Origin of the sequence: Micromonospora sp. CA-248260, assembly GCF_050942205.1 — a bacterium.
GTDB classification, from domain to species: domain Bacteria; phylum Actinomycetota; class Actinomycetes; order Mycobacteriales; family Micromonosporaceae; genus Micromonospora; species Micromonospora antibiotica.
The window spans coordinates 19,570-44,961 of record NZ_CP192021.1 but is presented as its reverse complement, the minus strand read 5'-3'; the positions used below and the strand labels follow the sequence as shown (position 1 = coordinate 44,961).

Below are 25,392 nucleotides of genomic sequence, written 5' to 3'. Positions count from 1 at the left end.
AGGTCAGGCCCGCCGCCGGTCAGCGCATCCGGCCGACGATGCCCGTGTCGTAGTCGCCGGAGACGAACTCCTCGTTGGTCAACAGCTCGGTGAAGAAGGGCAGGTTGTTCTTCGGGCCGGCCAGCGCGAAGTCGGCCACCGCCGTCCGGGCCCGCTCGATCGCCTCGGCCCGGTCCGCCCCGCTGACGACGAGCTTGGCCAGCAGGCTGTCGTAGAACGGGGTGACCGTGTTGCCGGCGACGTAGCCGGAGTCGACGCGTACCCCCGCACCGGTCGGCTCCACCCAGGTGCGGATGACGCCGGGACCGGGCAGGAAACGCAACGGGTCCTCCGCGTTGATCCGCAGCTCGATCGCGTGCCCGCGCGGGGCCAGCGCGTCCGGGTCGAAGGTCGGCGGCAGGCCGGCCGCCACCCGCAGCTGTTCCTCGACCAGGTCGAGGCCGTAGACCAGCTCGGTCACCGGGTGCTCCACCTGGAGCCGGGTGTTCATCTCCAGGAAGAAGAACTCCTGCGTGGCGGGGTCGAGCAGGCACTCGACGGTGCCCGCGTTGCGGTAGCCGACCGCCTCGCCGGCCCGCACGGCGGCGGCCAGGAACCGGGCCCGCAGCTCCGGTGACACCGCCGGGGAGGGGGACTCCTCGACCAGCTTCTGGTTGCGCCGCTGCACCGAGCATTCCCGCTCGCCGAGTGCCACCACCCGGCCGTCGGCCAGGCCGAAGATCTGCACCTCGACGTGACGCACCCGGGGAAAGTAGCGTTCGATCAGCACCGAGCCGTCGCCGAACATCCGCTCGGCGAACGCGCGGACCTTGTCGTACCCGGTGCGCAGCTCGGCCTCGTCGGCGGCCACCTGCATGCCCATCCCGCCACCACCGGCGGCGGCCTTGACCATCACCGGGTAGCCGATCTCCGTGCCGGCGGCGACCGCCGCTGCCAGGTCGGCGGCCGGTTCGGTGGTGCCGGGCGCGACCGGCACCCCGGCGGCCGCCATCAGGTTCCGCGCGTTGATCTTGTCACCCATCGCGGTGATCGCGTCCGCGCCGGGCCCGACCCAGATCAACCCACGGGCCTGCACGGTACGGGCGAAGTCGGCGTTCTCCGACAGGAAGCCGTAACCGGGGTGGATCGCCTGCGCACCGGTGGTCTCGGCGGCGGCGAGGATCGCCTCGACGTTGCGGTAGCTCTGGGCCGGGTTCGCCGGTCCCACGCACACCGCCTCGTCGGCCTCGACCACGAACGGCAGGTCGGCGTCGACCTCCGAGTGCACCGCGATCGCACGGATGCCGAGCCGCTTCGCGGTACGGATGATCCGGCGGGCGATCTCGCCCCGGTTGGCGACCAACAGCGACTCGATCATGTTTCCTCCAGCGTCCAGGGGTGGGGACGGTTGCTCGACGTCCAGGGGTGGGGACGGATGCCAGGAAACCACGATCGGGTCGTCGGTCACGACTCGGGCGGGAGTGTCGGGAGGTGGCCCGGGGCGGGGCAGGTGCTCCGGTCAGGAGTCGGTCTCGGCCAGCAGGGCGGCCAGCGCGGCGGCCCGCAGCAGTGCCGCCCGACGCCGCCGGTCGACCTCGCCGCCGAGGAACGGGGTGGAGTTCATCAGGCCGAACGCGGCGTGCGCCAGCACCCGCGCCTCACCGTCGGGCAGCCCGGGGTGCAGGGCGGTCAGCACGGTCACCCACTCCTCGACGTACAGCCGCTGGAGCTTGCGGATGCGGCGGCGCGGCTCCTCCGGGAGACGGTCCAGCTCGTGCAGGTGCAGGGCGATCACGGCCGGGTTGGCCAACGCGAAGTCGACGTGGAAGTCGATCAGCGACTCCAGCGCGCCACGGGGGTCGCCGGGGCGGCCGGCGGCCCGGTCCCGGCCGCCGTCGAGCAGGCCCTCGCTGACCGGGATCAGCGCGGCGGCCAGCATCGCCTCCTTGCCGGCGAAGTGGTGGTAGAGGGCCGGGCCGGTCACCCCGGCCGCCGCACCGATGTCGTCCATGGAGACCCCGTGGTAGCCCCGGGCGGCGAAGAGCCCGACCGCGATCTCCAGGATCTCGTCGCGCCTCGACCGGCGCCGGCCCGCGCTGCCTGCGCTGCCTCTTGCCTGCTGCCCCACAGTCACCAGGCAAGCGTAGACCTCGGGGCGGACACCGGGTGCCCTCGGTTACCCGCCGGTTCACCAGGCGGACAGTGCCCGGTCGCGCGCACCGACGTTGATCGCCGGACGGCACGGCCCACCGCCCCTAGCCTGGAAGGGAAGACATGCCGGAGGGAGGGCGCGATGACGGTACGGCTGCCGGACCGGTCGCTGCTGCTCGCCGGGGGCCTGCTGGTCGGTGCCGGGATCTTCGACCTGCTGGCCGGGATCGGCGACGCCGGCAGCGGCGACGTGTACGCCTCGCTGCACGCCGACGGGCTGGTCTTCTACGACCTGACCGGTTGGGCCTGGCTGCACGTGGCGAGCGGGGTGCTGCTGGTGCTGACCGGCCTGGTCATCGCGCTCAGTCGGGGCCGGTGGATCACGGCCGCCCTGGTGGTCGGGGTGGCGGTCGTCGTCGTCCACCTGCTGTTCGCGCCGTACCACCCGATCGAGGCGTTGATCGTGGTGGGGCTGACCCTGGCGGCCGTGCGGCTGGCCGTCCGGCACCGCCGTGGCACCCGGGTCAGGCCGGCTGACAGACCCTCCCGGTGAAGGACGGGTCCGGCTGACGTCTGTCGTTCCAGGCCGGATTGATCCGGATCGCCAGCGGGGGCGCCTGCCAGCCCGCTCCGAGCTGCTGGAGCAGCGGATACTCCTGACGTTTCCGGCTCTCCGGCACCCCGGCGAGGAAGTGGATCAGACGGTCCTGGACCAGCGACCGACCCAGCAGCCCGCCGTGCACCCCGGGCGTCTGGAAGACCGGGATGCCGGTGTAGTCGCCGGGTGGGGCCTCGGTGGCCGTGGTGGTCGGCAGGAAGGCCATCATCCGGACGCCCGGCACCGGACACATCAACTGGTTGCGGTAGAACGGCGCGTTGTCCAGCAGGGACCGGATGAACGGTTCGTCCGGGCCGGTGCCGGTCCCGCCGAACACGTCGACCACCCCGAACAGGGCACGCAGTTGCCAGCCGGTGACCAGCCCCCAGCCGTGGGGCGTCCCGGGCGGCGGATAGTAGGCCCGCCCCGCGTTGATCAACGGGCTGAACATGACCAGGATGTCCACCGCCGCGTGCGGTCGCTGCGCGAGGTAGGTGCGGGCCAGCATCGCCCCCTCGCTCTCCCCGATCAGGGCGACCGGCCGACCGGTACGCCGGTGCAGCCGGTCCACCTGGGTCTCCAACAGCGCGGCCCCGCTCTCCAGCGACCGGACGGTGTCCCCCGGCCGGTAGGGCAACGGCCGGCCGTCCCCGGCCAGCCCCCGGTAGGAAAACCGTTCCACGTTCGCATCGACGGGCGGGGTGCCGTCATAGGCGGAGCTGTGCCCGGCGAGGACGATCACCGCGTGCCGGACGTCCGCCGGCAGCCGCTGACCGAGCACCACCTGCTCGATCGTCACTCCGGTCGGGACGATCTGCACCAGCAGGGGAATCGCCAGCGGGACGGCGAGGGCCAGCAGGACGGCGATCGGGGTGGCCGGCACCCGGGCCCAGCGCACCCGGGGGGTCAACACGGCGACGTGCACGGTGCGTTCCCAGAGCAGCCCGTTGGCGATCCCGGCGAGCGCCGCGACCGGCACCGTCCACCAGCCGGGGACGCTCCAGCAGAGCGCGCCGGCCACGGTGATCACCACGAAGTTCAGCAGCGACCAGCCGACCAGGGCGATCGACGGCAACCCGCGCCACCAGGGCTCGACCACGGCAGCCCGTTGCAGGAACGGGGCGAGCAGGAACATCGGCAGCAGTGAGGCCAGCAGCACCCAGGAGAGCGCGACCACCGAGGCCGCCACCGAGATCAGCGCCCACGGCGAGACCAGCACGGTGACCACCGCGGACAGCGCGAGGTTGCGCCCGAGCAGCCAGCGCAGGCCGGGTCGGGCCGCCTCGGCGGGCCAGGCGAGCGCGACCAGCCCGGTGGTGAGCAGCCCACGGAACACGATCAGCAGCAGCAGCCCGACCAGGAACCCGGGCCACGAGTCGTGATAGACGTACAGCCAGCGCAGATCGTGATAGCTGTCGTACGGCCAGACGGCGGTGACCTGGGAGGACAGCCCTTCGGCAGCGACGAAGCCGAAGTGGACCAGCAGCACCGCCTCGATCGCCGGTGGCACGGCGGCCAGGGCGCACAGCGCCAGCAGGCGGGGTCGCGGTCTACGCACGCCCTCTCCTCACCAGGTAACCGGGGCTCCCCTAGCAGGTTCCCCTGCCCGACGACCGCGTGTCGGGTTTACCGCCGAACTACCGCCGACCGGCTCACCGCTCGTCCCTCTGCCGGAGGGTCGTCGCGCGCTGCTGGAGGCCGGCGAGCCGCAGCGCGATCCGGCGGCGCACCGGCGGCACCCCGGACACCGCGCGCAACGCCAGGTCCCGCAGCGGACGGCCGGCGGGCGGCAGGGTGGCGAGCCGGGTCAGCCGGGCGGCGAAGCCGACGACCTCCTCGGCGAGCGGCCGACGGGTGGCGGCGTAGTCGTCCAGCACAGTGTCGGGGTGGCCGGCGAGGACGTCGCCGAGGGCGGCACCGAGGACGACCGCGTCGCAGATGCCGAGGTTCATCCCCTGCCCGCCGGCCGGGCTGTGCACGTGCGCGGCGTCGCCGGCGAGCAGCACCCGGCCGCGCCGGTAGTGGTCGGCGATCCGGTGGTGGACGCGGAACCGGGAACTCCAGAGCACGTCGGTCAGCCGGTCCGGCCGCCGGGTCGGGCCGCGTTCGTCGAGGAGCGCCTGGAGTCGGGCGGCGTCCGGGTCGCGGGGCGCGTCGGCGACGGCGGCGACCAGCCGGACCACGCCGTCCGGCAAGGGTGCCCAGACCAGCGGACCCGGCCGGGCGAGGAAGAGCGCGACCTCGTCGCGGGGGAGCACGCTGCTCACCCGGACATCGGCGAGCAGGAACGACTCGCCCGCGTCGGCCGGCCCACCGAAGCCGATGCCGGCCAGTTCACGCACGGTGCTGTGCATGCCGTCCGCGCCGACCACCCAGCGGGCCCGCACGCTCGTCCCGTCGGCGAAGCCGGCGACCACCCCCTCACCGTCGTGGTCCAGGCCGGTGAGCTGGTACGGCCGGAGCACCTGCCCGCCGAGGGCGGCCAGCCGGTCGGTGAGCACCGCCTCGGTCACCGACTGGGAGACCAGCAGCGCGTACGGGTACCTCGACGGCAGGTCCCCGAAGCCGAGGGTGAGCAGCACCCGGTCGCGGTCCCGCACGGTGAAGCGCGCCGCCCGCAGCCCTCGGGCCACCAGCGGCACGGTGACGCCGATCCGGTCCAACACCTCCAGCGTGTACGCGTGCACGACGGCGGCCCGGGAGGTTACCGGCGGCGCGGACGCCCGGTCGACCACGGTCACCTCGACGCCCTGTCGGGCGAGGGTGGCCGCGACGGTCAGTCCGGTCGGGCCGGCTCCCACCACCAGGACGTCGGTCTGCGCGGGCAGCATCTCCCACCTCCGTTGCCAACGAACGTTTGCCAACACTTGTTGGCAAAAGGTAGGCCGGGTGAGCCCCGGAGGTCAACGCCTGTTGGCATAGAGTCGGGGACATGACCGCCCGCCGATCGGACGCCACCCGGGCCGCGATCCTGACCGCAGCCCGGCAGCGGTTCGCCGCCGACGGGTACGAGCGGGCCACCATCCGGGCCATCGCCGCCGACGCCAGGATCGACCCGTCCATGGTGATGCGCTACTACGGCAGCAAGGAGGGGTTGTTCGCGGCGGCTGCCGAGTTCGACCTGCGGCTGCCGGACCTCACCGACCAGCCCACCGACCAGCTCGGTGAGGTACTGGTCCGGCACTTCCTCGACCGCTGGGAGGGCGACGGGACGCTGGTCGCGCTGCTGCGTACCGCCGCCACCAACCAGGGTGCGGCCGACCGGATGCGGGCGGTCTTCACCGACCAGCTCGGCGCGGCGGTGGCCGCCGTCGTACCCGATCCGGCGCAGGCGCCCCGGCGGGCCGGTCTGGTCGCCAGCCAGATGCTCGGCCTGGCGCTGACCCGGTACGTGCTGCGCCTGCCCCCGGTCGTCGACATGCCGTCGGCCGACCTGGTCACCTGGCTGGCCCCCACCGTCCACCGCTACCTCCGCGCCCCCACCTGACCCCCGGCCCGCCGACGGGCGTGACGCAACGGGGCGGATGTCGCGGTGTCCCGGGACCGGAATACCGCACCATCCACCCCGTTGCGGCCGAAGCCGGCGCGACCGAAGCCGGCGGGTGGGCTGGTCAGCCGGCCAGGCCGCCGGGCTGGTCGCCCCGGACCACGGGGGCCCGGACCAGGTTGCCCCACTCGGTCCACGAGCCGTCGTAGTTGCGCACCTGCGGGAAGCCCAACAGGTGGTGCAGGACGAACCAGGTGTGGCTGGACCGTTCACCGATCCGGCAGTACGCCACCACGTCGTCGGCCGGGCTCAACCCGAGCTGGTCGGTGTAGATGGCCCGCAGCTCGTCGGCCGACTTGAAGGTGCCGTCGTCGTTCGCGGCGGACTTCCACGGCTTGCTCACCGCACCCGGGATGTGCCCGCCGCGCAGCGCACCCTCCTGCGGGTAGTCCGGCATGTGCAGCATCTCGCCGGTGTACTCGCCCGGCGAACGGACGTCGACCAGCGGCCGGCCCGCCGCCACGTGCGCCATCACCTGCTCCCGGTACGCCCGGACCGGCGCGTCGTTGCGCTGCGGCACCGGATAGTCGGCACGCGGCCGGGCCACCTTGTCCCGGGTCAGCTCGCGCCCCTCGGCGATCCACTTCTGCCGGCCACCGTCGAGCAGCCGGACGTCGGCATGACCGAACAGGGTGAACACCCACAGCGCGTACGCGGCCCACCAGTTGAAGTTGTCGCCGTAGAAGACGATCGTGTCGCCCCGGCCGATGCCCTTGGCCGCGCACAGCTCGGCGAAGCTCTCCGCGTCCAGGTAGTCCCGGGTGACCTGGTCGTTCAGCTCGGTGTGCCAGTCGACCTTGACGGCACCAGGGAGGTGACCGGTGTCATAGAGCAGCACGTCCTCGTCGGATTCGACCACGACGAGACCCTCGTCGCCGAGGTGCTCGGCCAACCACTCGGTGGTGACCAGCCGCTGCGGGTCGGCGTACGACTGGAGGCGGGGATTCGGATCGCTCGGCACAGACATGAGCCCCAAGTTACGCCGGAATCCGGGGCGTCGACCGCCCAACGGGACCGGACCGGCGTCGGCCGACCCGCCCGGACGCGACCGTGCCCCACCGGCCGACGCACCCGTCGAGCGGGCCGGGCAGACGATCCCCGAGGAGCCGGTCAGGATCGCGTCGCGCTCCACCGACCCGCCCGGTCAGGCGCGGCGGTGGACCAGGCGGCCGGCGACGACGGTGGCGAGGCAGCGGCCGTCGTCGGCGAAGACGGCCAGATCGGCCCGGCCGCCGACAGCGAGGGCGGGGGGTCGTACCGCGTCGAGGACGGCGACGTCGTTGCGGGCCGCCGCCGCGCGTACCGCCGGGTCGGTGAGGTGCGCGGCGAGCAGCGCGCCGACGCCCGACTGCAGCAGCGCGTGCACCCGCTCGCGCGGGCTGGCCGCCGGTGGCAGCGGCCCGTCGTGCACCAGCGCCGGCCCGAGGGTCCCGGGCCACCGCCGCACCCGCACCATCGGGTACGCCTGCGTCAGCTCCCCGGTCGGGCCGACCGCCTCGATCCGGGCACCGTCGACCAGCACCGCCCAGCCCGACAGCGGCCCACCGTCGCCCGGGGCCGGCTGGGCCGGCAGCGGCCCGCCAGAGACCGGCACCGCCGGGCCCGACAGCACGTCGTCCCCCGACGCCGGCTGGTCCGACAGCGCGTCGTCGTCGCCCGGGGCCGGCTGGTCCGGCGGCGGCTCGTTGTCGTGGGTGAGGCGCAGCAGGGGGGCGGTGTGCAGGGTACGCACGGTCAGTCGGCCAGCGGGCCGAGAATCGGGCGCTTCGCGGTGACCGTGTCGCCGGAGGACCGGCCGGTGAGCCGACGGGTGATCCACGGGGCCAGGTGCCGGCCGACCCAGCTCAGGTCGGCGGCGCGGGCGGCGAGCCAGGGGGTGGCGGCCGGGTGCTCCGGCACCATCAGCCACTCCTCGTCGCAGCCCACCCCGAGCGCGGTCAGCACCTGGCCGGCGACCCGCCGGTGCCCGGCGGCGGACAGGTGCAACCGGTCGGGGCTCCAGAGCATCGGGTTGAGCCGGAACGTGTCGTCGGAGAACAGGTCGATCAGGATCGCGCCGTGCCGCTCGGCGATCTCGCCGATGATCCGGTTGACCAGCGCGATCCGGGGTGAGACGAGGCGCTGGCCGGGCAGCCGGGCCAGCACGTCGGCGAACCGGAAGAGGATCACGTCGGCACCCCCGGACCGCAGCCGGCCCACCACGGCGTCGAACCGGGTGGCCAGCGCGTCCGGGTCGAAGGTACGGCGCAGCACGTCGTTGCCGCCGGCCGCGAAGCTGACCAGGTCGGGCTTCATGGCGAGCGCGGCGGGCACCTGCTCGGCGACGACACTCGGGAAGAGCCGGCCCCGGATGGCCAGGTTGGCGTAGCCGAAGTCCGGCCCGGCCTCGGCAGCCAGCCGGGTCGCCACCAGGTCCGCCCAGCCCCGGTAGGTGCCGTCCGGGTAGGCGTCGTCCATGCCCTCGGTGAAGCTGTCCCCGACCGCCACGAAGCTCTGCCAGCGCACGCCGCCCCCTCATGCCCTCGTTGACTGCGGCGACCAGTCTGTCACCGGCCAGCCTTCGCCTGCCGCCGCCCACCGCCCCAACGTGGCGCAGGTCATCGACCGCAGCCCGCCCAGGCCGCCACCCGGTCCACCCCGGACCGCTCAGCCCGGCGGGGGCGGGGTGGCCGGTCGCCGGCGGTAGGGGGCCCAGGCGACGAAGCGCTCGAACAGGTCACGCGGTGTCGGCCCGTCCTGCGGGTTCAGCCGGAACAGGTCGTGGCTCGCCTCGTGATAGAGCCCGGACAGATAGACGGCCAGGTCGACGAGGTGTGCGTCGTACTCGATGCGGAGCAGTAGCCGGGCCTCGGCGCACGGCCACGGGCCGCCGCAGGCCCGGCACACCCACAGCGGTCGCAGCGGCAGGTGCGGCCGGCCGCCCGGCGGGTGGGCGCGCGGCCGGTCGGCATACGGGCCGAGGCGTGGCACTGGAAACGAACGGGAGTTCACCGGTCTCGACCTCCTGTGGTGGTGGGGATGGGGCCGCCCCTGCACGGGGGGTCACGGGCGGCCCCGCAGCGGGCCGGACGGAAGGCGACCCGCTGGCGACATTCTGGTGATGACACCACTACTCTCGGAAGGCATCGGCGCCGGCCTGGGCGAAGTCGGGTCGACGGCGAGGGCCGTCCGGTCAGACCGGGGAGGCGGCCGGGACAACCGTGGAGGACGTGTGGAAAGTGAACCGACCGCCGAGCTGATCCGGGCACAACTGCGCAGACTGCGGCTGCACGCGGAGCTGAGCCAGGAGGAGTTCGGCAAGCTGGTCCACTTCTCCGGCTCCCAGATCTCCGCCATCGAGCTTGGCCAACGCCCGTTCGACCGGCTGTTCCTGAAACGGGCGGACGAGGTCCTGACGACCGGCGGGCTGCTCACCTCACTGCTCAGGCTGGCCGAGCGCTACTCGCAACCGAACTGGTTCCGGCCCTGGCTGGAGGCCGAACGCCAGGCACAGCAGCTCTGGTGTTACCACCCGACGCTCGTCCCGGGTCTGTTGCAGACGGAGAACTACGCCCGTGCGGTGATCCGGGCCGACGACATGCTCAGTGACGACGAGGTGGAGCGGCGGCTCGCGGTCCGGCTGGACCGGCAGAGCGTGCTCAGTCGTTCGCAGCCGCCGAAGCTGATCGCGGTGGTCGAGGAGGCGGTGCTCCGGCGCGCAGACGAGAGCTTCCGGGGCCTGATGGTCCAGCAGATCGCCCACCTTCTGGAGTGCGTCGACCAGCCGAACGTCAGTGTCCACGTGATACCCGCCGAGGTCAGCACCCACGTGGGTCTCGCCGGCCCGTTCACGCTGGCGCTCGGCAACGACAGCGGTTGGGTCGGTCATCTGGAGAACCAGCTCAATGGCACCACGATCGACAAGGACGGGGAGCTGACTATCCTGATCTCGCGGTGGGAGAGCGTCCGCAGCGAGGCCCTGCCCCACAACCAGTCGGCACTGCTGATGAAGGAAGTGATGACGTCATGGAGCTGACCGGTGCCACCTGGCGCAAGTCCACCCGCAGCGGCAACGGCGAGTGCGTCGAGGTCGCCGACGACCTGCCCGGCGTCGTCGGGGTGCGCGACAGCAAGGACCCGACCGGTCCCGTCCTCACCTTCGACCGCCAGGCCTGGCGGTCGTTCGTCACCGCCACCGGCAACGGTGTCGGCACCCACTGACCCGTCCCGGCCCGACGAGGGCAGCCGGCTGCGTCGGAGGCCGGCGGCTAGGCCAGGCGGTAGACGGAGACGTGGGAGCGGGATTCGGCGGTGAACTCGCCGCCGGTCCAGTCCGCGTGCCGGCTCTCCAGGGCGAACCCGGCGAGCTGCGCCATCAGGTCCAGCTCGGCAGGCCAGATGTAGCGGTGCGGGGTACGGAACAGCTCCGCCTGCCGGCCGTCGGCGAACCTGAAGTGGTGCGACACCACGTGCTGCGCCAGCACGTCGTAGGTGTCCAGGCCGAGGTAGCCGGGTTCGGAGTGCCAGACGACGGCCTGCTGCCCGGGTGGGAGTTTGCGCAGCTCGGGCACCCACAGCTCGACGACGAACCGGCCACCGTCGCCGAGGTGGCGGGCGGCGTTGCGGAAGCACGCCACCTGCTCGGCCTGGCTGAGCAGGTTGGCGATCGTGTTGTAGACCAGATAGACCAGTGAGTATTCGCCGGGGGCGACGGCGGTGGCCATGTCTCCGGCGACCACCGGGATGGTCTGCGCGTCCACCTTGGTCCGGAGCTGCGCGATCATCGGGGCGGACAGCTCGATGCCGGTGACCGGTACCCCTCGGGCGGTGAGCGGGACGGCCACCCGGCCGGTGCCGATCGCGAACTCCAGCGCCGGCCCGTCACCCGCGAGCGCAGCGAGCCGGTCCACCGTGGGCCCCAGCACCTCAGGGGCGAACATCCCGCTGCCCGGCGTGTCGTACCGCCGGGCAGCCTCCCCGTCCCAGATCTCCTCCTGCCGCATACACCGACAATCACCACCCCCCACCCCCCCTGTCCACCGATTTCCCCCCGCCCCCACCCCGCCCGCCCCCGCCCGCCGGCTCCCATCGTTGGTGATCAAGAAGTTTGTGGGCCTACGAGCTGAAAATCTGACGCAAACCTCTTGATCAACGCGACAGGGGCGGGCGGTGCGAAACGGGTCGCCGGGAGGGTGGGCGGGTTCTAGGCTGCCCGGATGCTGCTTCGTACGTCGACCACCCTGCTGCGGACCCTGCGCGAGGACCCGGCGGACGCGGAGGTGCCGAGCCACCGGCTCCTGCTGCGCGCCGGTTACATCCGTCGCGTCGCCCCGGGCGGGTACGCCTGGCTGCCGCTGGGCAAACTGGTGCTGGACCGGGTCACCGAGATCGTCCGGTCGGAGTTGGCCGCGATCGGCGACCAGGAGGTGCACTTCCCGGCGCTGCTGCCGGCGGAGCCGTACCGGACCAGCGGCCGGTGGGCGGAGTACGGCGACGACATCTTCACCCTCGCCGACCGACGGGGCGCCGAGCACCTGCTCGCCCCGACGCACGAGGAGATGGCGACGCTGCTGGTCAAGGACCTGGTTTCGTCCTACCGGGACTTCCCGCTGACGATCTTCCAGATCCAGACGAAGTTCCGCGACGAGGCCCGACCCCGGGCCGGGCTGCTGCGCGGACGGGAGTTCCTGATGAAGGACGCCTACTCGTTCGACCTGGACGACGAGGGCCTGCGCGAGTCGTACGCCCGGCACCGGGCCGCGTACCGGCGGGTCTTCGACCGGTTGGGGCTGGACCACACGGTGGTGCAGGCGGTCTCCGGGGCGATGGGCGGGTCGGCCTCGGAGGAGTTCCTGGCCACCACACCGGTCGGTGAGGACACCTACGTCGGCTGCACGGCCTGCGACTACGCGGCGAACACCGAGGCGGTGACGACCCCCGCCCCGCCCGCCGGTGACCCGGATTCGCACCTACCCGCCGAGGTGCACGACACCCCGCAGACCCCGACCATCGCCGCCCTGGTGGCGCTCGCCAACGACCGGAAACTCGCCGGGCGGCACGACTGGACCGCCGCCGACACCCTGAAGAACGTGGTGCTGACCGTACGCCGGCCCGGCGCGGAAGCAGCCGAGGTGCTGGTGATCGGGCTGCCCGGCGACCGGGAGGTGGACCTCAAGCGGGTCGCGGCAGCGCTGCACCCGGCCGCCGTGACGGTCTTCGACGACTGGGCCGCCCACCCCGGGCTGGTCCGGGGCTACCTCGGGCCGCAGGTGCTGGCCGGGCTCGGCCTCCGCTACCTGGTCGACCCCCGGGTGGTCACCGGCACCGCCTGGCTGACCGGGGCCAACGAGCCGGGGCGGCACGCCACCGACGTGGTCTGCGGACGGGACTTCGCGCCCGACGGCACCATCGAGGCCGCCGAGGTGCGCCCGGGTGACCCCTGCCCCGCCTGCGGCACCACCGGGACCACCGGAGCCGGCGACGGCGGCAGCAACGGCGGCGGCAGCAGCGGCAGCAGCAACGGCGGCGGCGGCGGCGAGCTGACCATGCGGCGGGGCATCGAGATCGGGCACATCTTCCAGCTCGGCCGCCGGTTCACCGACGTGTTCGCCCTCGACGTGCTGGGCGCGGCGGGCAAACCGGTCCGGCCCACCATGGGCTGTTACGGCATCGGGGTGTCCCGGGCGGTCGCCGCGATCGCCGAACAGCACCACGACGAACGGGGGTTGGTCTGGCCGGCGGCGGTCGCGCCGTGCGACGTACACCTGGTGGTGGCCGGGAAGGGGCCGCAGCTCGACGCGGCGCTCGACCTCGGCGGTCGGCTGTCGGCCGCCGGCCTGCGGGTGCTCGTCGACGACCGGGCCAACGCCTCCGTCGGGGTGAAGTTCACCGACGCCGAGCTGATCGGCATCCCCCGCGCCGTCGTCGTCGGCCGCCGACTTCCCGAGGGGTACGTCGAGCTGCGTGAGCGGGCCACCGGCGTGCACGAGGAGGTCACCTGGGACGGCCTGGTCGACCAGCTTCTGCGTCGGGTTCGCGGCAACGGGGTGTAGCGGACGCGCCACAGGGTATCGAAGTGGGATCGTCCAAGGGTGTTTGTTGTGCGGAGGGCTCTCATGTACCGGGTCAGTGACGTGATGACGAAGCAGGTGGTCTACCTGTCGGCGGAGACCACCCTGGACGAAGCGGCCAGGGTGATGAAGGAGGCCGACATCGGGGACGTGGTCGTCACCGACGGCTCCACGCTGGCGGGCCTGCTGACCGACCGGGACATCGTGGTGCGGGCGGTCGCCGAGTGCAGCGACCCGGCCAGCACCTCGATCGGCTCGATCACCACCCGGGAGGTGGTGATGATCGAGCAGCACGCCACGGCCGGCGAGGCGGTGGCGTTGATGCGCGAGCGCAACATCCGACGCATCCTGGTCTGCGACAACGAACGCAAGCTCGTCGGCATCGTCTCCCTGGGCGACCTGGCGATGCAGCTCGACCCCAGCTCGGCGCTCGCCGACATCAGCGAGGGCGCACCGAACAACTGACCCGCCCGGGGTGGGCGACCCACGACCGGTGTGGTCGCCCGCCCGGCACTCCCTCGTCCCGGCTCTTTCCAGCCCGCACCCGGGCGGTACGGCAGTCTGGTGGCAGACCCGCGCCGGGTGCGGCGGTAGCCTGGCGGGATGTCCGAGATGCCGACGAGGCTGGCCGAGATCGTCGGGGAGTTCGCCGACGCCCCCCGCGACGTGGTGCTGGAGATGCTGCTGGAGTACGCCGACGTGATCCCGCCGCTGCCGGCCGGGGTGGATCGCGACGACCTGGAGCAGGTCCCCGAGTGTCAGACGGCGTTCTTCCTGCGTGCCGAGGTCAACCCGGACCGCACGGTGACCACCCTGTTCGACTGCCCGCCGGAGGCGCCCACCACCCGGGCCTTCGCCGGCATCCTCGCCGAAGGGCTGGCCGGGGCGAGCGCCACGCAGGTGCTGGACGTGCCGGACGACCTCTACCAGCGGATGGGCCTGGCCCAGGTGATCAGCCCGTTGCGGGTGCGCGGCGGCACCGCGATCCTGGCCCGACTCAAGCGGCAGGTGCGGGAACAAGCTGGCTGAGCTGGGGGTTGTCTCCGATCATGGAGATCGAGATCTACGCCGACGTGGTCTGCCCCTGGTGCTACATCGGCAAGCGCCGCTTCGAACAGGCCCTGGCGTCGTACGACGGCGAGGTGACCGTCCGGTACCGGCCGTTCCAGCTGGACCCGACGCCGGTGACCGCGCCGCAGCCGCTGCTGGACGCGCTGGCCGCGAAGTTCGGCGGCCAGGAGCGGGCCCAGTCGATGGCCGGGCAGGTGACCCAGGTGGCCGCCGAGGTGGGGCTGACGCTGAACTTCGACCGGGCGGTGAGCGCCAACACCTTCGACGCGCACCGGTTGGTCCGCTTCGCCGACGGGCACGGCCGGGCGGGTGACGTGGTCGAGGCGCTCTACCGGGCGCACTTCACCGACGGGGTCGATGTCGGCTCACCCGAGGCGCTGGTCGCGCTGGCGGTCTCCGTCGGGCTGGACGAGACGGAGACGCGCGAACACCTGGTTTCGCACGCGGGCCGACGCGAGGTGGCCGCCGACCTGGCCGCCGCCCACCAACTCGGGGTGAGCAGCGTGCCGACCTTCGTGCTCGCCGGCAAGTACGGCGTCACCGGAGCGCAGGAGCCGGAGACCCTGCTCGCCGCGCTGACCGAGGTCGCCCAGCGCGAATCGGCCGACTGACACCGCAAGACCGCACTCTCACCGAGGGCGAGCTGCTGACGCGGGCCGCGACCCGCTGACGCGTCCCCGCTCCCGGCCCGGCCCGGCGCACGCAGGGCGACCGGGCCGGGCCGGGTCGGCCGGGCTGGGTCGGCCGGGCTGGGTCGGCCGGGCTGGACGGGACCAGGCGGGGCGGGCTGGGCTGGCGCAGCGCGCAGCGACCCCCGTCAGACATCGACGATCATGATGTTTCACGTGCAACAACATCGATGATCGTGATTGGCTAGGCGGGTCGGGCCAGGCCCTCCACCACCCGCGCGCCCGGCAGTGCGCCGAGCGCCGGCCCGGGGAGGGCGATCTTGCTGTGCCGTACGCCGGAGCCGATGATCACGTGCGGGGTGGCGATCACCCGGGCGTCGACCAGGATCGGCCACGATTCCGGCAGCCCGATCGGGGTGATCCCGCCGTACTCCATCCCGGTCGCCTCGACCGCGTCGGCCATCGGGGCGAAGCTCGCCTTGCGGACGTCCAGCGCCCGGCGGACCACCCCGTTGACGTCGGCCCGGGTGGTGGCGAGCACCACGCACGCGGCGTACCGGATCTCGCCCTCCCGCTTGCCGGCGATCACCACACAGTTCGCCGACACGTCCAGCCCCACCTCGTACGCGGCACAGAAGGCCGCCGTGTCGGCCAGCGTGGCGTCGATCGGCGCGACCAGGACGTCGTCGACGTCGACGGGCGCGTCCGCCGACCACTGCGCCAGGGCGGCGGCCACCGGCGTGGCCAGCAGGTCGGGTCGGGTCCGGGCGGGCTCGGTCTGCAACGTTCCCATCACGGCAGCGATCCTCGCACCCCACCCCACAGGCCGCCCCACCAGGCCACGCATCGGGCCACGCCCACAGTGCGCGGGAGACGACGACGCGCGGCAGCCGGCGGGAGGGCGCGACGGGTCAGTTGCCACCCAGGAAGGAGTTCTCCCGCAGGAACGCCCGGTCGTCGGCCGTCGCCGACCGACCGGCCCGCAGCGCCTGTGGCCGGCGGGCCTCCAGATCCTCCATGCCGTGCCGCACGGCGAGGCGGATCACCCCGTACAGGAAGACCAGACCGAAGACGTAGAGCAGCACCGTGACGACGAAGACCAGCATGGCGTCACGGTAGGCAGGACGTGAACCCGTGTCCGGCTCATCTTCGGTCGGGTCGCCCGTACGTGTCGGCCAGGTGATCGGCCCAGGTCCGACGGCCGGTCGGGACGGCGCTCGTGGTCAGCCCACCCGCCCGCAACTCCCGACCCAGCCGCCCCGGCAGGCGCACCGGCAGCAGCGGACGACGGGACCCCCGGGCCACCCGCCAGGCCCGTACCGCGTCGTCGAAGCGGAGGACCTGTGGGCCGCCGTACTCCTGCACACCGGCGAGCGGGCCGGTGGCGAGCAGCTCCGCGAGCCGGGCGGCCACCTCGTGCTGGTCGACCGGCTGGGCCAGCACCGCCGGATCCCCCAGCACCGGCCCGAGCCGGCTCGCCGCCCGCAACAGCCGGTCCAGGAACACCGGGAACTGGGTGGCCCGCAGCACCGTCCACGGCACCGGCCCGGCCGCCACCACCTGCTCCGCCGCCAGCTTCTGCCGGTAGTACGGGATCGGCACCCGATCCACGCCGACGATCGAGACGTACAGCAGATGGGCCACGCCCGCGTGACCGGCGGCCAGGGCCAACCGGCGGGTGCCCAGCACGTCCACCCGGTGGGTCGGGGCGCCGCCACCCGGCCGGGACGCCAGGTGCAGCACCGCGTCCACCCCGGCGACCGCCTCGGCCAACCCGGCCCCGGTGGCCAGGTCGGCGACCACCCAGTCCGTCGTCGGATCGTGCCGGGGCCGCCGGCTCGTCGCCCGTACCGTGAAGCCGTCGCTACGCAACCGGGGCAGCACCGCCCGCCCCAACGTCCCGCCGGCACCCGTCACCAGCACCCGCATCCCGTCCCCCTCCACGACCACCGACGAACCGACCCGACGGGAAGAGCACCCGACGGCCGACCAGCTGACGGACCGACCACCCGGAACGTGACACCGCCCCGACCGGCCCGGCGCGTCCCGGCCCTCAGGTGAGCAGGTCGACCACGGTCAACGCGAGGAAGAACACCACCACCGCCTCGCTGATGATCCACGAGTGCTGGGCCGCCCAGTCGCGCATCCGGGGCAGCACCCGGTCCGCCCGGGCACCGAGCAGCAGCAACGCCAGCAGCGGCAGGGCGAGCAACAGCAGGGTCAGCAGCATGAACGGCACCAGGTGCCACCACGGCAGGCCGTGCCGGGCGGCGGTCGCCCCCACCGTCACCATCGTCAGGTCGTCGGAGGGCATCACCACGAAGAGCAGGAGGCCCAGCCGGAGCGCGTACCCGAATCCGGCGTGCTGGAGGTGACCCATCCACGTCGGCTCGCCGGAGGAGTGCCGCCGGACGAACACCACCACCGCCAACACCACCAGCAGCCCCAGCACCACCCAGTCGATGACCGTCTCGACCTGGCGGCGGCCACCCCCACCACCGCCGGCTGCGCCCTTGACGACCCGGAAGACCAGCCAGACGAGGGTCGTCCCGGCAACCACCACGATCGCCGCGCCGGCCAGGAACCCCAGCGAAGCCCGGCGGGGCCGGTCGCCGGAGGCGAGGAAGACCGCCGCCACCAACTGCGTACCGGCCACCATCACCACGGCCATCGGCAGGATCGTCAGGAAGTTCATCGCCCACCATCCTCCCGGTCACCCCGGTCGACCAGGCGGGATTCGAGGGATCAGGCGGCCCGCACCCGGCCCGGCACCACCCGGCCGGCGAGCACCGCGCCGAGCAGGGCACAGCCCACCGCCACGGCGAGCGTCCCCGCGTACCCGGCCGGGCCGGGCGTCGTCCCGGCGGCGAGCACCGCACCGGTCAACGCCAGCACCGTGGCGGTGAACAGCGAGTCGGCCAGTTGCAACGACGAACTGTTGCGCCCCTGCTCGTCGGGGGCCGACAGGGCCAGGGTCAACACCGACAGCGACGGGTACGCCAGACCCATCCCCAGGCCCGCCACCGCCCACCCGGCCACCCCGACCGCCACCGGCACGGCCGGCCACACGGCCAGGGTGACCGTGGCCGTGCCCGCCGCCACGCAGGCCAGGCCGAGCCGGGGCAGGGTCGCCGAGGAGCGCGGCGCCGGCAACCGACCCTGGAGCCAGGAACCCACCGACCAGGACAGCGCGCCGACGGTCAGCACCAGGCCGGCGGCGGTCGGCGAGAAACCCCGCTGCCGGGACAGCATCAGCGGGATGACCACCTCCGCACCGGCGAACGCCGCCGCCGCCAACCCGCGCAGCCCCACCACCGTGGGCAGGCCCCGGGCGGCCCGCAGGAACCCCGCCGGGAGCAGCCGGGGCGCGCAGACCCCCAGGCCGGTGAGGGCCACCACCACCAGGATCACGGCGGGCACGCCGCGCTGCTGCCCCCCGTGGTGCAGCAGCGCGGCGCTCACCCCCGCGCCGGCCGCCCAGCCGATCCGGGCCGCCGCGCCCGCCGGTGGCCCGGCCGGCGTCGGCCGGGCGAGCGTGCGCAGTCCCGACTCGACCAGCAGCACCGCCGGCAACGCCACCACCGGCACCGCGAGGAAGACCCACCGCCAGCCCAGGTGTTCCACGATCAACCCGGCCACCGCCGGCCCGACCAGCGAAGGGATGACCCACGCCGCCGCGAACGCCGCGAAGACCCGCCGCCGCAGCTGCTCCGGGTACGCCTGCCCGACCACCACGTACAGCGCGACGGAGAGCAGCCCGGACCCGAAGCCCTGCACCGCCCGACCGACCACCAGGGTGCCCATCGCGTCGGCGCTCCCGGCGACGAGTAACCCGACGACGAACAGTCCCACCCCGCCCCACATCGGGGCGCGTGGTCCCCGGACGTCGCACCAGATGCCGGAGAGCACCATGGCCAGCACCCCGGCGGCGAACGAACCGCCGAAGGCGAGCGCGTAGAGGCCCAGCCCGTCCAGCGCGCGGGCCACCGTGGGCATCGCGGTGCCCACCGCCAACGCCTCGAAGGCGAGCAGGGACACCAGGGCGACGCTGCCCACCGTCATGGCCCGCAGCCGGGGATCGTAGAGGCGGGCCGCCGGGGCGAGGGTGGCGGTCACCGAAGGACCCCGGCCCGGGGCGGTACGTCAGGCATGGACCCAGCCTGCGACCTGCACCCTGGTTCAGGTCAAGGGTGAGCCCGGTCTCGTCACGCCGACTCCAGGGCCTCCCCGAGCCCCTTGGCCAGTCCCGACAGGTGCTGGTCGGCGAGCAGGTGACCGGCGGTGATCACCAGGGCGAGCGGCCACTCGATGACCTGGAGCGCGGCGAGCACCCCCAACCCGGCGTAGTAGGCGATCTTGTCGGGCGGGGGCACCGCCACCTCGCCCAGCATCGGCACCTCCACCCGTCGGGTGTATGCGCGGACCATCTCGTGACTGCCACTGAGGTGACGCGTGATCGTGCTCATCCCGGCCTCCTGCCGACTCGTCGGATCGTCAGCCGGATTCCACCGGCACCGCCGTCCATGCCCCGCCACCGGCGGAAACTTCCCCCGCCCCGAGGGCATAACGGACGCCCTACCGGGAAGCCAGGCCGCCTGACGAACGCGGGAGGCGCGATGGCGTACGGCGGCAGTGGGCGGGGCCGACGCATCGGCCGTACGCCTCGATGACCACGCTGGGCCGGGTCGCCGGCCGGGTCCTCCCGTCGGTGCCGGTGCCCCCGCTGCTCGGCGGCGCGTCCCGTACCGTCGGACGGCTGGCCCGGGTGGCCGGGCTGACCCGCCGCCGGGTGTGGTCCCGCGACGGCCGGCACCACATCGAGGTGCACGGCGTCTGCCAGGACGGCGGCGACCGGCTGGCCCGGCAGGTCGAGGCGGCGCTGCAACGGCTCCCCGGGGTGGCCTGGGCCCGGGTGAACGCCCCGTCCGGCCGGGTGGTGGTGGCCGTCGGGGAACCGAAACCGAAACTGCGCGACCTGATCGACACGGTGGCCCGGGTCGAACGGATCTGCCCGCACGAGCCGGACCCGGAGATCCCGCCCCCGCATCCGCCGGAGGACGGGCCGCGTACCCCCCGGACCCTCGGTGCGCTCGCCTCCGACGCGCTGGGCCTGACCATCTCCGCCGCCACCCGGATCCTGCCGTTCACCCCGGTGCCGGGGGAGGTGGCCGGCCTGCTCACCGCCGTCGACCTGCACCCCAGGCTGCACGACCTCGCCGGCCGGGGGTTGCGTGCCGACCCACGCGCCGAGGTGCTCTTCCCGCTCGCCGAGGCGGTCGTGCAGGGCCTGACCGGTGGTTGGGCCGGCATCGTCCTCGACGGCGCGCAGCGGATCGTGCAGTGGGGTGAGGCGCGCGCCCAACTCGCCGCCTGGACCCGGGCCGAGCCGGGGCTGACCGGCGACCCGGAGCGTGCCGTGGCCCGCTCACCCGGGGTCCGGCGGCCCTGCCCCCGCCCCGACGGCCCCGTCGAACGGTACGTCTCGACGATGCTCGCCACCGGTGTCGCCGCCGGGGCCGCCGCGTGGCCCGTCGCCGGGCCGAAGCGGGCCGCCGCACTGGGGCTCGCCGCGCTACCCAAGGCCCCCGGCAGTGGCCGCGAAGGGTACGCCGCCCAGCTCGGCCGGGTGCTGGCCCGGCGTGGCGTGATCGCGATGGACCGCAGTGTGCTGCGGGAACTCGACCGGATCGACACGGTGGTGCTGGACGCGGCCGTGCTCGGATCGGACCGTGGTGTCCTCGCCGACCTGGCTCCGCTGCCCGGCACCGACACCGGGGAGGTGGCCGGTCGGGCGTTCGCCCTGTTCGACCCCGAGCAGCCCGACGCCGTCCACGAGGCGGACGGTTGGCGGCTCGGCCCCCTGGCCGACCTCGACGCCGTCGACCCGGGGGACACCCCCGACAGCGCACGGCTGCGCACGGCTGGCGGCCCGCTGCTCGGCCTCGTCCACCACGGCAGCCTCACCGCCGTCGTCCGGGTCGCACCCGAACCGGCTCCCGGCGTCGATGCGCTACCCACCGCCGCCCGGCACGCCGGCCTGCGGCTGGTGGTCGCCGGTGACGACCCGCAGCGGTACGGCTTCGCCGACGCGGTGCTGCCCGGTGGGGACCGGCTCGTCGAGTCCGTACGTGCCCTGCAACGCGACGGCGCGGTGGTGATGCTGGTCTCCGGCGACCGGACGGCGCTTGCCGCAGCCGACTGCGGGCTCGGGGTGGCCGCTGCCGAGGACCTGCCGCCGTGGGGCGCCCACCTGCTCGTCGGCACCGACCTGCGGATTCCGGCGCTGCTGATCGAGGCGGCCGGGGTGGCCCGGCGGATGACCGGGCAGAACATCCGCCTCGCCATGGCCGGCACCGGGCTCGGCGCGTTGGGGGCGTTCACCGCCGCGGTGCCGCAGCTGCCCGGCCGCAGCCTCGCCGCCGTCAACGGCGCGGCGGCGCTGGCCTTCGCCAACGGCGTGTGGCGGGCCCGCCGGCTGCCCGACCCGGCCGGGGCCCCGGAGTCGGCCACCACCGCCTGGCACCTGATGCCGGTGTCGGCCGTGCTGCGCCAGCTGGACACCACCCCGGACGGGCTGACCGACGCCGAGGCGCAGCACCGGCACCGCGCCGACCCGGACGCGGCGGCCGGCCCCGTCAGCCTGTTCCGGGCCTTCGTCGACGAGCTGGCCAACCCGCTCACACCGGTGCTGGCCGCCGGCGCGGTCCTCTCCGCGGCGTTCGGCTCACTGGTCGACGCGGCCCTGGTCGGCGGCGTGGTCGGCGGATCGGCGCTGGTCGGGGCGGTGCACCAGCGCAACACCGACCGGGCGCTCGCCGAGTTGCTGTCCCGCTCGGCGGTCACCGCACGGGTGCTGCGGGACGGGGCCGAACGGGTGGCCGCCGCCGAGGAACTGGTCCCCGGTGACGTGGTGACCCTCGGCCCGGGGGACGCGGTGCCGGCCGACTGCCGGGTGCTCACCGCCGACGGGTTGGAGGCCGACGAGTCGTCACTGACCGGCGAGTCGTTGCCGGTGACCAAGGGGGCTGCTCCGGTGGTCGCCACCGCCCTTGCCGACCGGGCCTCGATGCTCTACGAGGGCACCACCATCGCCGCCGGACACGGCACCGCCGTGGTGGTGGCGACCGGTGCGCGGACCGAGTCCGGGCGGAGTCTCGCGCTGGCCCGGCAGTCCCCGCCGGAGAGCGGTGTGGAGGCCCGGCTCGGCACCATCACCCGCTCGGCGATCCCGTTGGCCGCCGCGTCGGCGATCGCGGTGGCCGGGGCGGGACTGCTGCGGGGCGTACCGCTGCGGCAGACGGCGGCGACCGCCGCGAACCTGGCCGTGGCGTCGGTGCCGGAGGGGCTGCCGTTCCTGGTCAGCGCGGCGCAGCTGGCCGCCGCGCGACGACTGGCCGAGCACGGCGCGCTGGTCCGCAACCCGCGCACCATCGAGGCGCTGGGCCGGGTGGACGTGCTCTGCTTCGACAAGACCGGCACCCTCACCGAGGGCAGGCTGCTGCTCGCCGGGGTCGGCGACGACGGCCGGTTCGCCGATCTGCCCGGCCTCGACGACGGGTTGCGCCGGGTCCTCGCCGCCGGGCTACGCGCCACCCCGTACGCGGACGATCCGCAGGTGTTGCCGCAGCACACCGACCGGGCGGTCCGGTACGGCGCACGGCAGGCCGGGGTGACCGAGCAGACCGGCGCGTCCGGCTGGGCGGCGGTCGGCGGGTTGCCGTTCGAGCCGTCCCGGGGTTACCACGCCACCGTCGGCCGGACCACCGACGGGCTGCTGCTCAGCGTGAAGGGTGCCCCGGAGACGGTGCTGCCCCGCTGTGGTGCGTGGCGGCTGCCGGGCGGGCGGGACGAGCCGCTGGACGCCGCACGCCGGGATCGGCTGCACACCGCGCTCGCCGACCGGGCCGGGGCGGGTCACCGGATCCTCGCCGTGGCGGAGTGCCGGGCCGGTGCCGAGGCGGTCACCGACGACGAGGTGCGCGGGCTGGTCTTCGTCGGTTTCCTCGCCCTCGCCGACGGGGTACGCGAGAGCGCCGCCCCGGCGGTCCGCCGGATCCGGCAGGCCGGCGTGCACACCATCATGATCACCGGGGACCATCCGGCCACCGCCGAGGCGATCGCGTCGGCCATCAGCCCGGAAACCGACGGCCAACGGGTGGTCACCGCCACCGAGCTGGACGAGTTGGACGACGCGGCGCTGGGTGAGCGGCTGGGCCGTACCGACGTGGTGGCCCGGTGCACCCCGGCGCACAAGGTACGGATCATCCAGGCGTTGCAGAAGTGCGGGCGTACCGTGGCGATGACCGGTGACGGCGCCAACGACGCCCCGGCGATCCGGCTGGCCGACGTGGGCATCGCCCTCGGCCAACGGGGCACCCCGGCCGCCCGTGCCGCCGCCGACCTGGTGGTCACCGACGACCGGTTGGAGACCATCATCGCCACCCTGGTCGAGGGGCGGGCCATGTGGTCGTCGGTACGCCACGCGCTGAGCATCCTGGTCGGCGGCAACCTCGGCGAGATCGCGTTCAGCGTACTCAGCGCCGCCGTCACCGGCCGGTCGGCGCTCAACGGCCGGCAGTTGCTCCTGGTCAACCTGCTCACCGACCTGGCACCCGCACTGGCCATCGCGGTCCGGCCCCCCGACGCCGACCACGCCGACGGGTTGCTCCGCGAAGGACCGGACGCCTCCCTCGGCGGCACCATGACCCGCGAGATCGGGCTCCGCGCCGCCGCAACCACCCTCGGGGCGACCGCCGGCTGGACGGTGGCCCGGTGGACCGGCCGGGAACGGCGGGCCGGCACGGTGGCCCTGGTCTCGCTGGTCGGCACCCAACTGGGGCAGACCGTCCTCGCCGGGGGCACCAGCCCTACGGTGCTCGCGTCGACCGCCGCCTCGGTCGGGGTACTCGCGGCCGTGGTGCAGACCCCCGGGGTGAGCCAGTTCTTCGGCTGCACCCCGCTCGGCCCGGTGGGCTGGGGCATCGCCGCCGGTTCGGCGCTCGGCGCGACCTTCGCCAACGGCGCGCTGACCCGCCTGGTGGAGCGCCTGCCGGGCCCGCCCACCCGCTGAGCCCGCCGCCGCCACCGCCCGCCACCACCGCCGCCCGCCACCACCGCTGCCCGCCGCCCGCCGCCACCGCCCGCCGCCGCCGCAAGATCGTGCTCGAACCATGATGTAGTGGCATCCTGCGGCCGAATGACCACTACTTCCTTGTTGTTGCGCGGCTCGCCGCCAGCCGAATGACCACTACATGCTTGTTGTGCGCGGCTGGCCGTGGGGATGTGCCCGGGGTCAGGGTGCGGGTGGGGACCAGGTGGCGGCGGCGCGGCCCAACCGGTCGTTGATCGCCCGGCCGACCCCCTCGTCGGGGGCCGGTTCGGCGAGGATCTCGGTCACCCCGGCCGCGTCCAGCCGGTGCAGCGCGTCGAAGAGCCGGGCGGCCGCCTCGGTCACGTCACCGGCGGGTGACAGCACCTCAACCGCCGCGTAACCGGCCGCCGGGCCCTCCCGGAAGGCCAGGAAGCCCCGTCGAACCCCGTCGGCCGGTGCCGGCACCGCGCCCGCCACCACCCGCAACGGGGTACGCGGCGCATAGTGCGCGGCCAACGTACCCGGGGCGACCAGCTGCCCGGAGCTGCCCTGCCGGACGGTCACCGGGCCGACCGCCGCGACGAGTTCCTCGATGGCGAGCGCCCCGAGCCGCAGCACCACCGGGTGGGGGCCACGCGCGTCCACGATGGTCGACTCGATTCCGCACCGGGTGGGGCCGCCGTCGAGCACCACGTCGACCGCCGCACCGAGCCCTCGGACGACGTGTTCGGCGCGGGTGGGGCTGAGCTGCCCGAACCGGTTGGCGCTCGGCGCGGCCACGGGCACTCCGGCGGCCCGGATCAACGCGCGGGCGGACGCCTCGTCGGGCACCCGTACGGCCATCGTGTCGAGACCGGAGGTGACGATCGGCGGGATCACGGCCGGCCGGTCCACGATCAGGGTGAGCGGTCCCGGCCAGAACCGCTCGGCCAGCGCCGCGACGGTGGGGGGCAGCGCGCCGACGAGCGCCGGCAGGTCGGTGGCGTCAGCCAGGTGGGTGATCAGCGGATCGAAGCTGGGCCGGGCCTTCGCTTCGAAGATCCGCGCTGCGGCCCGGGCGTCCAGCGCGTTCGCGCCGAGCCCGTAGACCGTTTCGGTGGGGAAGGCCACCAGGCCGCCGGCCCGCAGCACCTCGGCGGCCTCGGCGATGCCGTGCGCGGCGGGCAGGACACGGGGAGCGCCAGTGGTCACACCCCGACGCTAGCCTGCCGCCCCGGCCTGGCCCGGTGCGGGTGGCGGTCGTCCCCGCGAGGGTCGTCCCGGGTGACGTCCGCGAC

25 protein-coding genes are annotated in these 25,392 nt (G+C 74.1%); 9 read left to right on the top strand and 16 right to left on the bottom strand.

What is annotated here, in order from left to right; genetic code table 11:
* Positions 1–19: 19 nt before the first annotated feature.
* Both ACQP2H_RS00225 and ACQP2H_RS00220 read right to left on the bottom strand, forming a co-directional pair.
* Positions 20–1,357: an acetyl-CoA carboxylase biotin carboxylase subunit gene (locus tag ACQP2H_RS00225; protein ID WP_433230323.1), complete on the bottom strand. Its 1,338-nt coding sequence runs from the start codon at positions 1,355–1,357 to the stop codon at positions 20–22.
* Between the two features lie 141 nt (positions 1,358–1,498).
* Entirely contained in the window at positions 1,499–2,113 is a 615-nt protein-coding gene (locus ACQP2H_RS00220; RefSeq protein ID WP_091253311.1) for a TetR/AcrR family transcriptional regulator, read from the bottom strand.
* A 159-nt stretch (positions 2,114–2,272) separates the two neighbouring features.
* Here ACQP2H_RS00220 and ACQP2H_RS00215 point away from each other — a divergent pair, with 159 nt between their 5' ends.
* Entirely contained in the window at positions 2,273–2,683 is a 411-nt protein-coding gene (locus tag ACQP2H_RS00215) for a DUF7144 family membrane protein (protein WP_363672329.1), read from the top strand.
* Here the strand turns inward: ACQP2H_RS00215 and ACQP2H_RS00210 are convergent.
* Together ACQP2H_RS00210 and ACQP2H_RS00205 are read right to left on the bottom strand one after the other, a co-directional pair.
* Complete coding sequence (locus ACQP2H_RS00210) at positions 2,655–4,286, bottom strand: hypothetical protein (RefSeq protein ID WP_433230320.1); 1,632 nt, start codon at positions 4,284–4,286, stop codon at positions 2,655–2,657. The genes ACQP2H_RS00215 and ACQP2H_RS00210 overlap by 29 nt on opposite strands.
* 94 nt (positions 4,287–4,380) lie before the next feature.
* Positions 4,381–5,559, bottom strand: coding sequence for an FAD-dependent oxidoreductase (locus ACQP2H_RS00205; RefSeq protein ID WP_363817839.1), 1,179 nt, complete (start codon positions 5,557–5,559; stop codon positions 4,381–4,383).
* A 101-nt stretch (positions 5,560–5,660) separates the two neighbouring features.
* Between ACQP2H_RS00205 and ACQP2H_RS00200 the strand changes: the two genes are divergently transcribed.
* Entirely contained in the window at positions 5,661–6,215 is a 555-nt protein-coding gene (locus ACQP2H_RS00200; protein WP_219465423.1) for a TetR family transcriptional regulator, read from the top strand.
* 124 nt (positions 6,216–6,339) lie between these two features.
* Here the strand turns inward: ACQP2H_RS00200 and ACQP2H_RS00195 are convergent, their stop codons facing one another.
* The 4 genes from ACQP2H_RS00195 to ACQP2H_RS00180 all read right to left on the bottom strand — a co-directional run bounded on the left by ACQP2H_RS00195 (position 6,340) and on the right by ACQP2H_RS00180 (position 9,266).
* Positions 6,340–7,242: a sulfurtransferase gene (locus tag ACQP2H_RS00195; protein ID WP_433230316.1), complete on the bottom strand. Its 903-nt coding sequence runs from the start codon at positions 7,240–7,242 to the stop codon at positions 6,340–6,342.
* A gap of 177 nt (positions 7,243–7,419) precedes the next feature.
* Complete coding sequence (locus ACQP2H_RS00190) at positions 7,420–8,007, bottom strand: imidazolonepropionase-like domain-containing protein (RefSeq protein ID WP_433230313.1); 588 nt, start codon at positions 8,005–8,007, stop codon at positions 7,420–7,422.
* A gap of 2 nt (positions 8,008–8,009) precedes the next feature.
* The gene (locus tag ACQP2H_RS00185) at positions 8,010–8,780 is read right to left on the bottom strand and encodes an SGNH/GDSL hydrolase family protein (RefSeq protein WP_363672344.1); all 771 of its coding nucleotides are present in this window, start codon (positions 8,778–8,780) and stop codon (positions 8,010–8,012) included.
* Between the two features lie 141 nt (positions 8,781–8,921).
* Positions 8,922–9,266: a hypothetical protein gene (locus ACQP2H_RS00180; RefSeq protein WP_433230309.1), complete on the bottom strand. Its 345-nt coding sequence runs from the start codon at positions 9,264–9,266 to the stop codon at positions 8,922–8,924.
* Between the two features lie 220 nt (positions 9,267–9,486).
* Between ACQP2H_RS00180 and ACQP2H_RS00175 the strand changes: the two genes are divergently transcribed.
* The gene (locus ACQP2H_RS00175; RefSeq protein ID WP_091249281.1) at positions 9,487–10,290 is read left to right on the top strand and encodes a helix-turn-helix domain-containing protein; all 804 of its coding nucleotides are present in this window, start codon (positions 9,487–9,489) and stop codon (positions 10,288–10,290) included.
* Positions 10,281–10,475, top strand: coding sequence for a DUF397 domain-containing protein (locus ACQP2H_RS00170; RefSeq protein ID WP_433230307.1), 195 nt, complete (start codon positions 10,281–10,283; stop codon positions 10,473–10,475). The genes ACQP2H_RS00175 and ACQP2H_RS00170 overlap by 10 nt, the downstream gene beginning before the upstream one ends.
* A gap of 47 nt (positions 10,476–10,522) precedes the next feature.
* On the opposite strand, the gene ACQP2H_RS00165 is transcribed toward ACQP2H_RS00170, so the two are convergent.
* Entirely contained in the window at positions 10,523–11,257 is a 735-nt protein-coding gene (locus ACQP2H_RS00165; protein WP_433230305.1) for a class I SAM-dependent methyltransferase, read from the bottom strand.
* Between the two features lie 213 nt (positions 11,258–11,470).
* On the opposite strand from ACQP2H_RS00165, the gene proS reads away from it, so the two are divergent.
* The 4 genes from proS (at position 11,471) to ACQP2H_RS00145 (ending at position 15,006) form a co-directional block, all read left to right on the top strand.
* Positions 11,471–13,306 (top strand): proline--tRNA ligase, encoded by a 1,836-nt coding sequence (proS, locus tag ACQP2H_RS00160; protein ID WP_433230303.1) that lies wholly within the window; start codon positions 11,471–11,473, stop codon positions 13,304–13,306.
* A 63-nt stretch (positions 13,307–13,369) separates the two neighbouring features.
* The gene (locus tag ACQP2H_RS00155) at positions 13,370–13,789 is read left to right on the top strand and encodes a CBS domain-containing protein (protein WP_328341649.1); all 420 of its coding nucleotides are present in this window, start codon (positions 13,370–13,372) and stop codon (positions 13,787–13,789) included.
* A gap of 138 nt (positions 13,790–13,927) precedes the next feature.
* Positions 13,928–14,353 carry a SufE family protein gene (locus ACQP2H_RS00150; RefSeq protein ID WP_219465416.1) on the top strand — a complete coding sequence of 142 codons (426 nt, stop codon included), beginning with the start codon at positions 13,928–13,930 and terminating at the stop codon, positions 14,351–14,353.
* A gap of 20 nt (positions 14,354–14,373) precedes the next feature.
* Positions 14,374–15,006 carry a DsbA family oxidoreductase gene (locus tag ACQP2H_RS00145; RefSeq protein ID WP_433230301.1) on the top strand — a complete coding sequence of 211 codons (633 nt, stop codon included), beginning with the start codon at positions 14,374–14,376 and terminating at the stop codon, positions 15,004–15,006.
* Between the two features lie 262 nt (positions 15,007–15,268).
* Here the strand turns inward: ACQP2H_RS00145 and ACQP2H_RS00140 are convergent, their stop codons facing one another.
* The 6 genes from ACQP2H_RS00140 to ACQP2H_RS00115 form a co-directional block, all read right to left on the bottom strand.
* Complete coding sequence (locus ACQP2H_RS00140; protein WP_433230298.1) at positions 15,269–15,817, bottom strand: YbaK/EbsC family protein; 549 nt, start codon at positions 15,815–15,817, stop codon at positions 15,269–15,271.
* A gap of 118 nt (positions 15,818–15,935) precedes the next feature.
* A complete protein-coding gene (locus ACQP2H_RS00135) occupies positions 15,936–16,130 on the bottom strand; it encodes a hypothetical protein (protein ID WP_208565192.1) in 195 nt (64 codons plus the stop codon).
* A 37-nt stretch (positions 16,131–16,167) separates the two neighbouring features.
* Positions 16,168–16,974: an SDR family oxidoreductase gene (locus tag ACQP2H_RS00130; RefSeq protein WP_357532706.1), complete on the bottom strand. Its 807-nt coding sequence runs from the start codon at positions 16,972–16,974 to the stop codon at positions 16,168–16,170.
* A gap of 103 nt (positions 16,975–17,077) precedes the next feature.
* On the bottom strand, positions 17,078–17,719 hold the full coding sequence (locus ACQP2H_RS00125) for a GAP family protein (protein ID WP_433230295.1): 642 nt from the start codon (positions 17,717–17,719) through the stop codon (positions 17,078–17,080).
* Between the two features lie 50 nt (positions 17,720–17,769).
* Positions 17,770–19,140 (bottom strand): MFS transporter, encoded by a 1,371-nt coding sequence (locus tag ACQP2H_RS00120; RefSeq protein WP_433230293.1) that lies wholly within the window; start codon positions 19,138–19,140, stop codon positions 17,770–17,772.
* Between the two features lie 89 nt (positions 19,141–19,229).
* Positions 19,230–19,490, bottom strand: coding sequence for a hypothetical protein (locus tag ACQP2H_RS00115; protein WP_091249246.1), 261 nt, complete (start codon positions 19,488–19,490; stop codon positions 19,230–19,232).
* A 200-nt stretch (positions 19,491–19,690) separates the two neighbouring features.
* Between ACQP2H_RS00115 and ACQP2H_RS00110 the strand changes: the two genes are divergently transcribed.
* Positions 19,691–24,094 carry an HAD-IC family P-type ATPase gene (locus ACQP2H_RS00110; RefSeq protein ID WP_433230290.1) on the top strand — a complete coding sequence of 1,468 codons (4,404 nt, stop codon included), beginning with the start codon at positions 19,691–19,693 and terminating at the stop codon, positions 24,092–24,094.
* A 222-nt stretch (positions 24,095–24,316) separates the two neighbouring features.
* Here ACQP2H_RS00110 and ACQP2H_RS00105 read toward each other — a convergent pair whose 3' ends face one another.
* Positions 24,317–25,282 carry an L-threonylcarbamoyladenylate synthase gene (locus ACQP2H_RS00105; protein ID WP_433233766.1) on the bottom strand — a complete coding sequence of 322 codons (966 nt, stop codon included), beginning with the start codon at positions 25,280–25,282 and terminating at the stop codon, positions 24,317–24,319.
* Between the last annotated feature and the right edge of the window lie 110 nt (positions 25,283–25,392).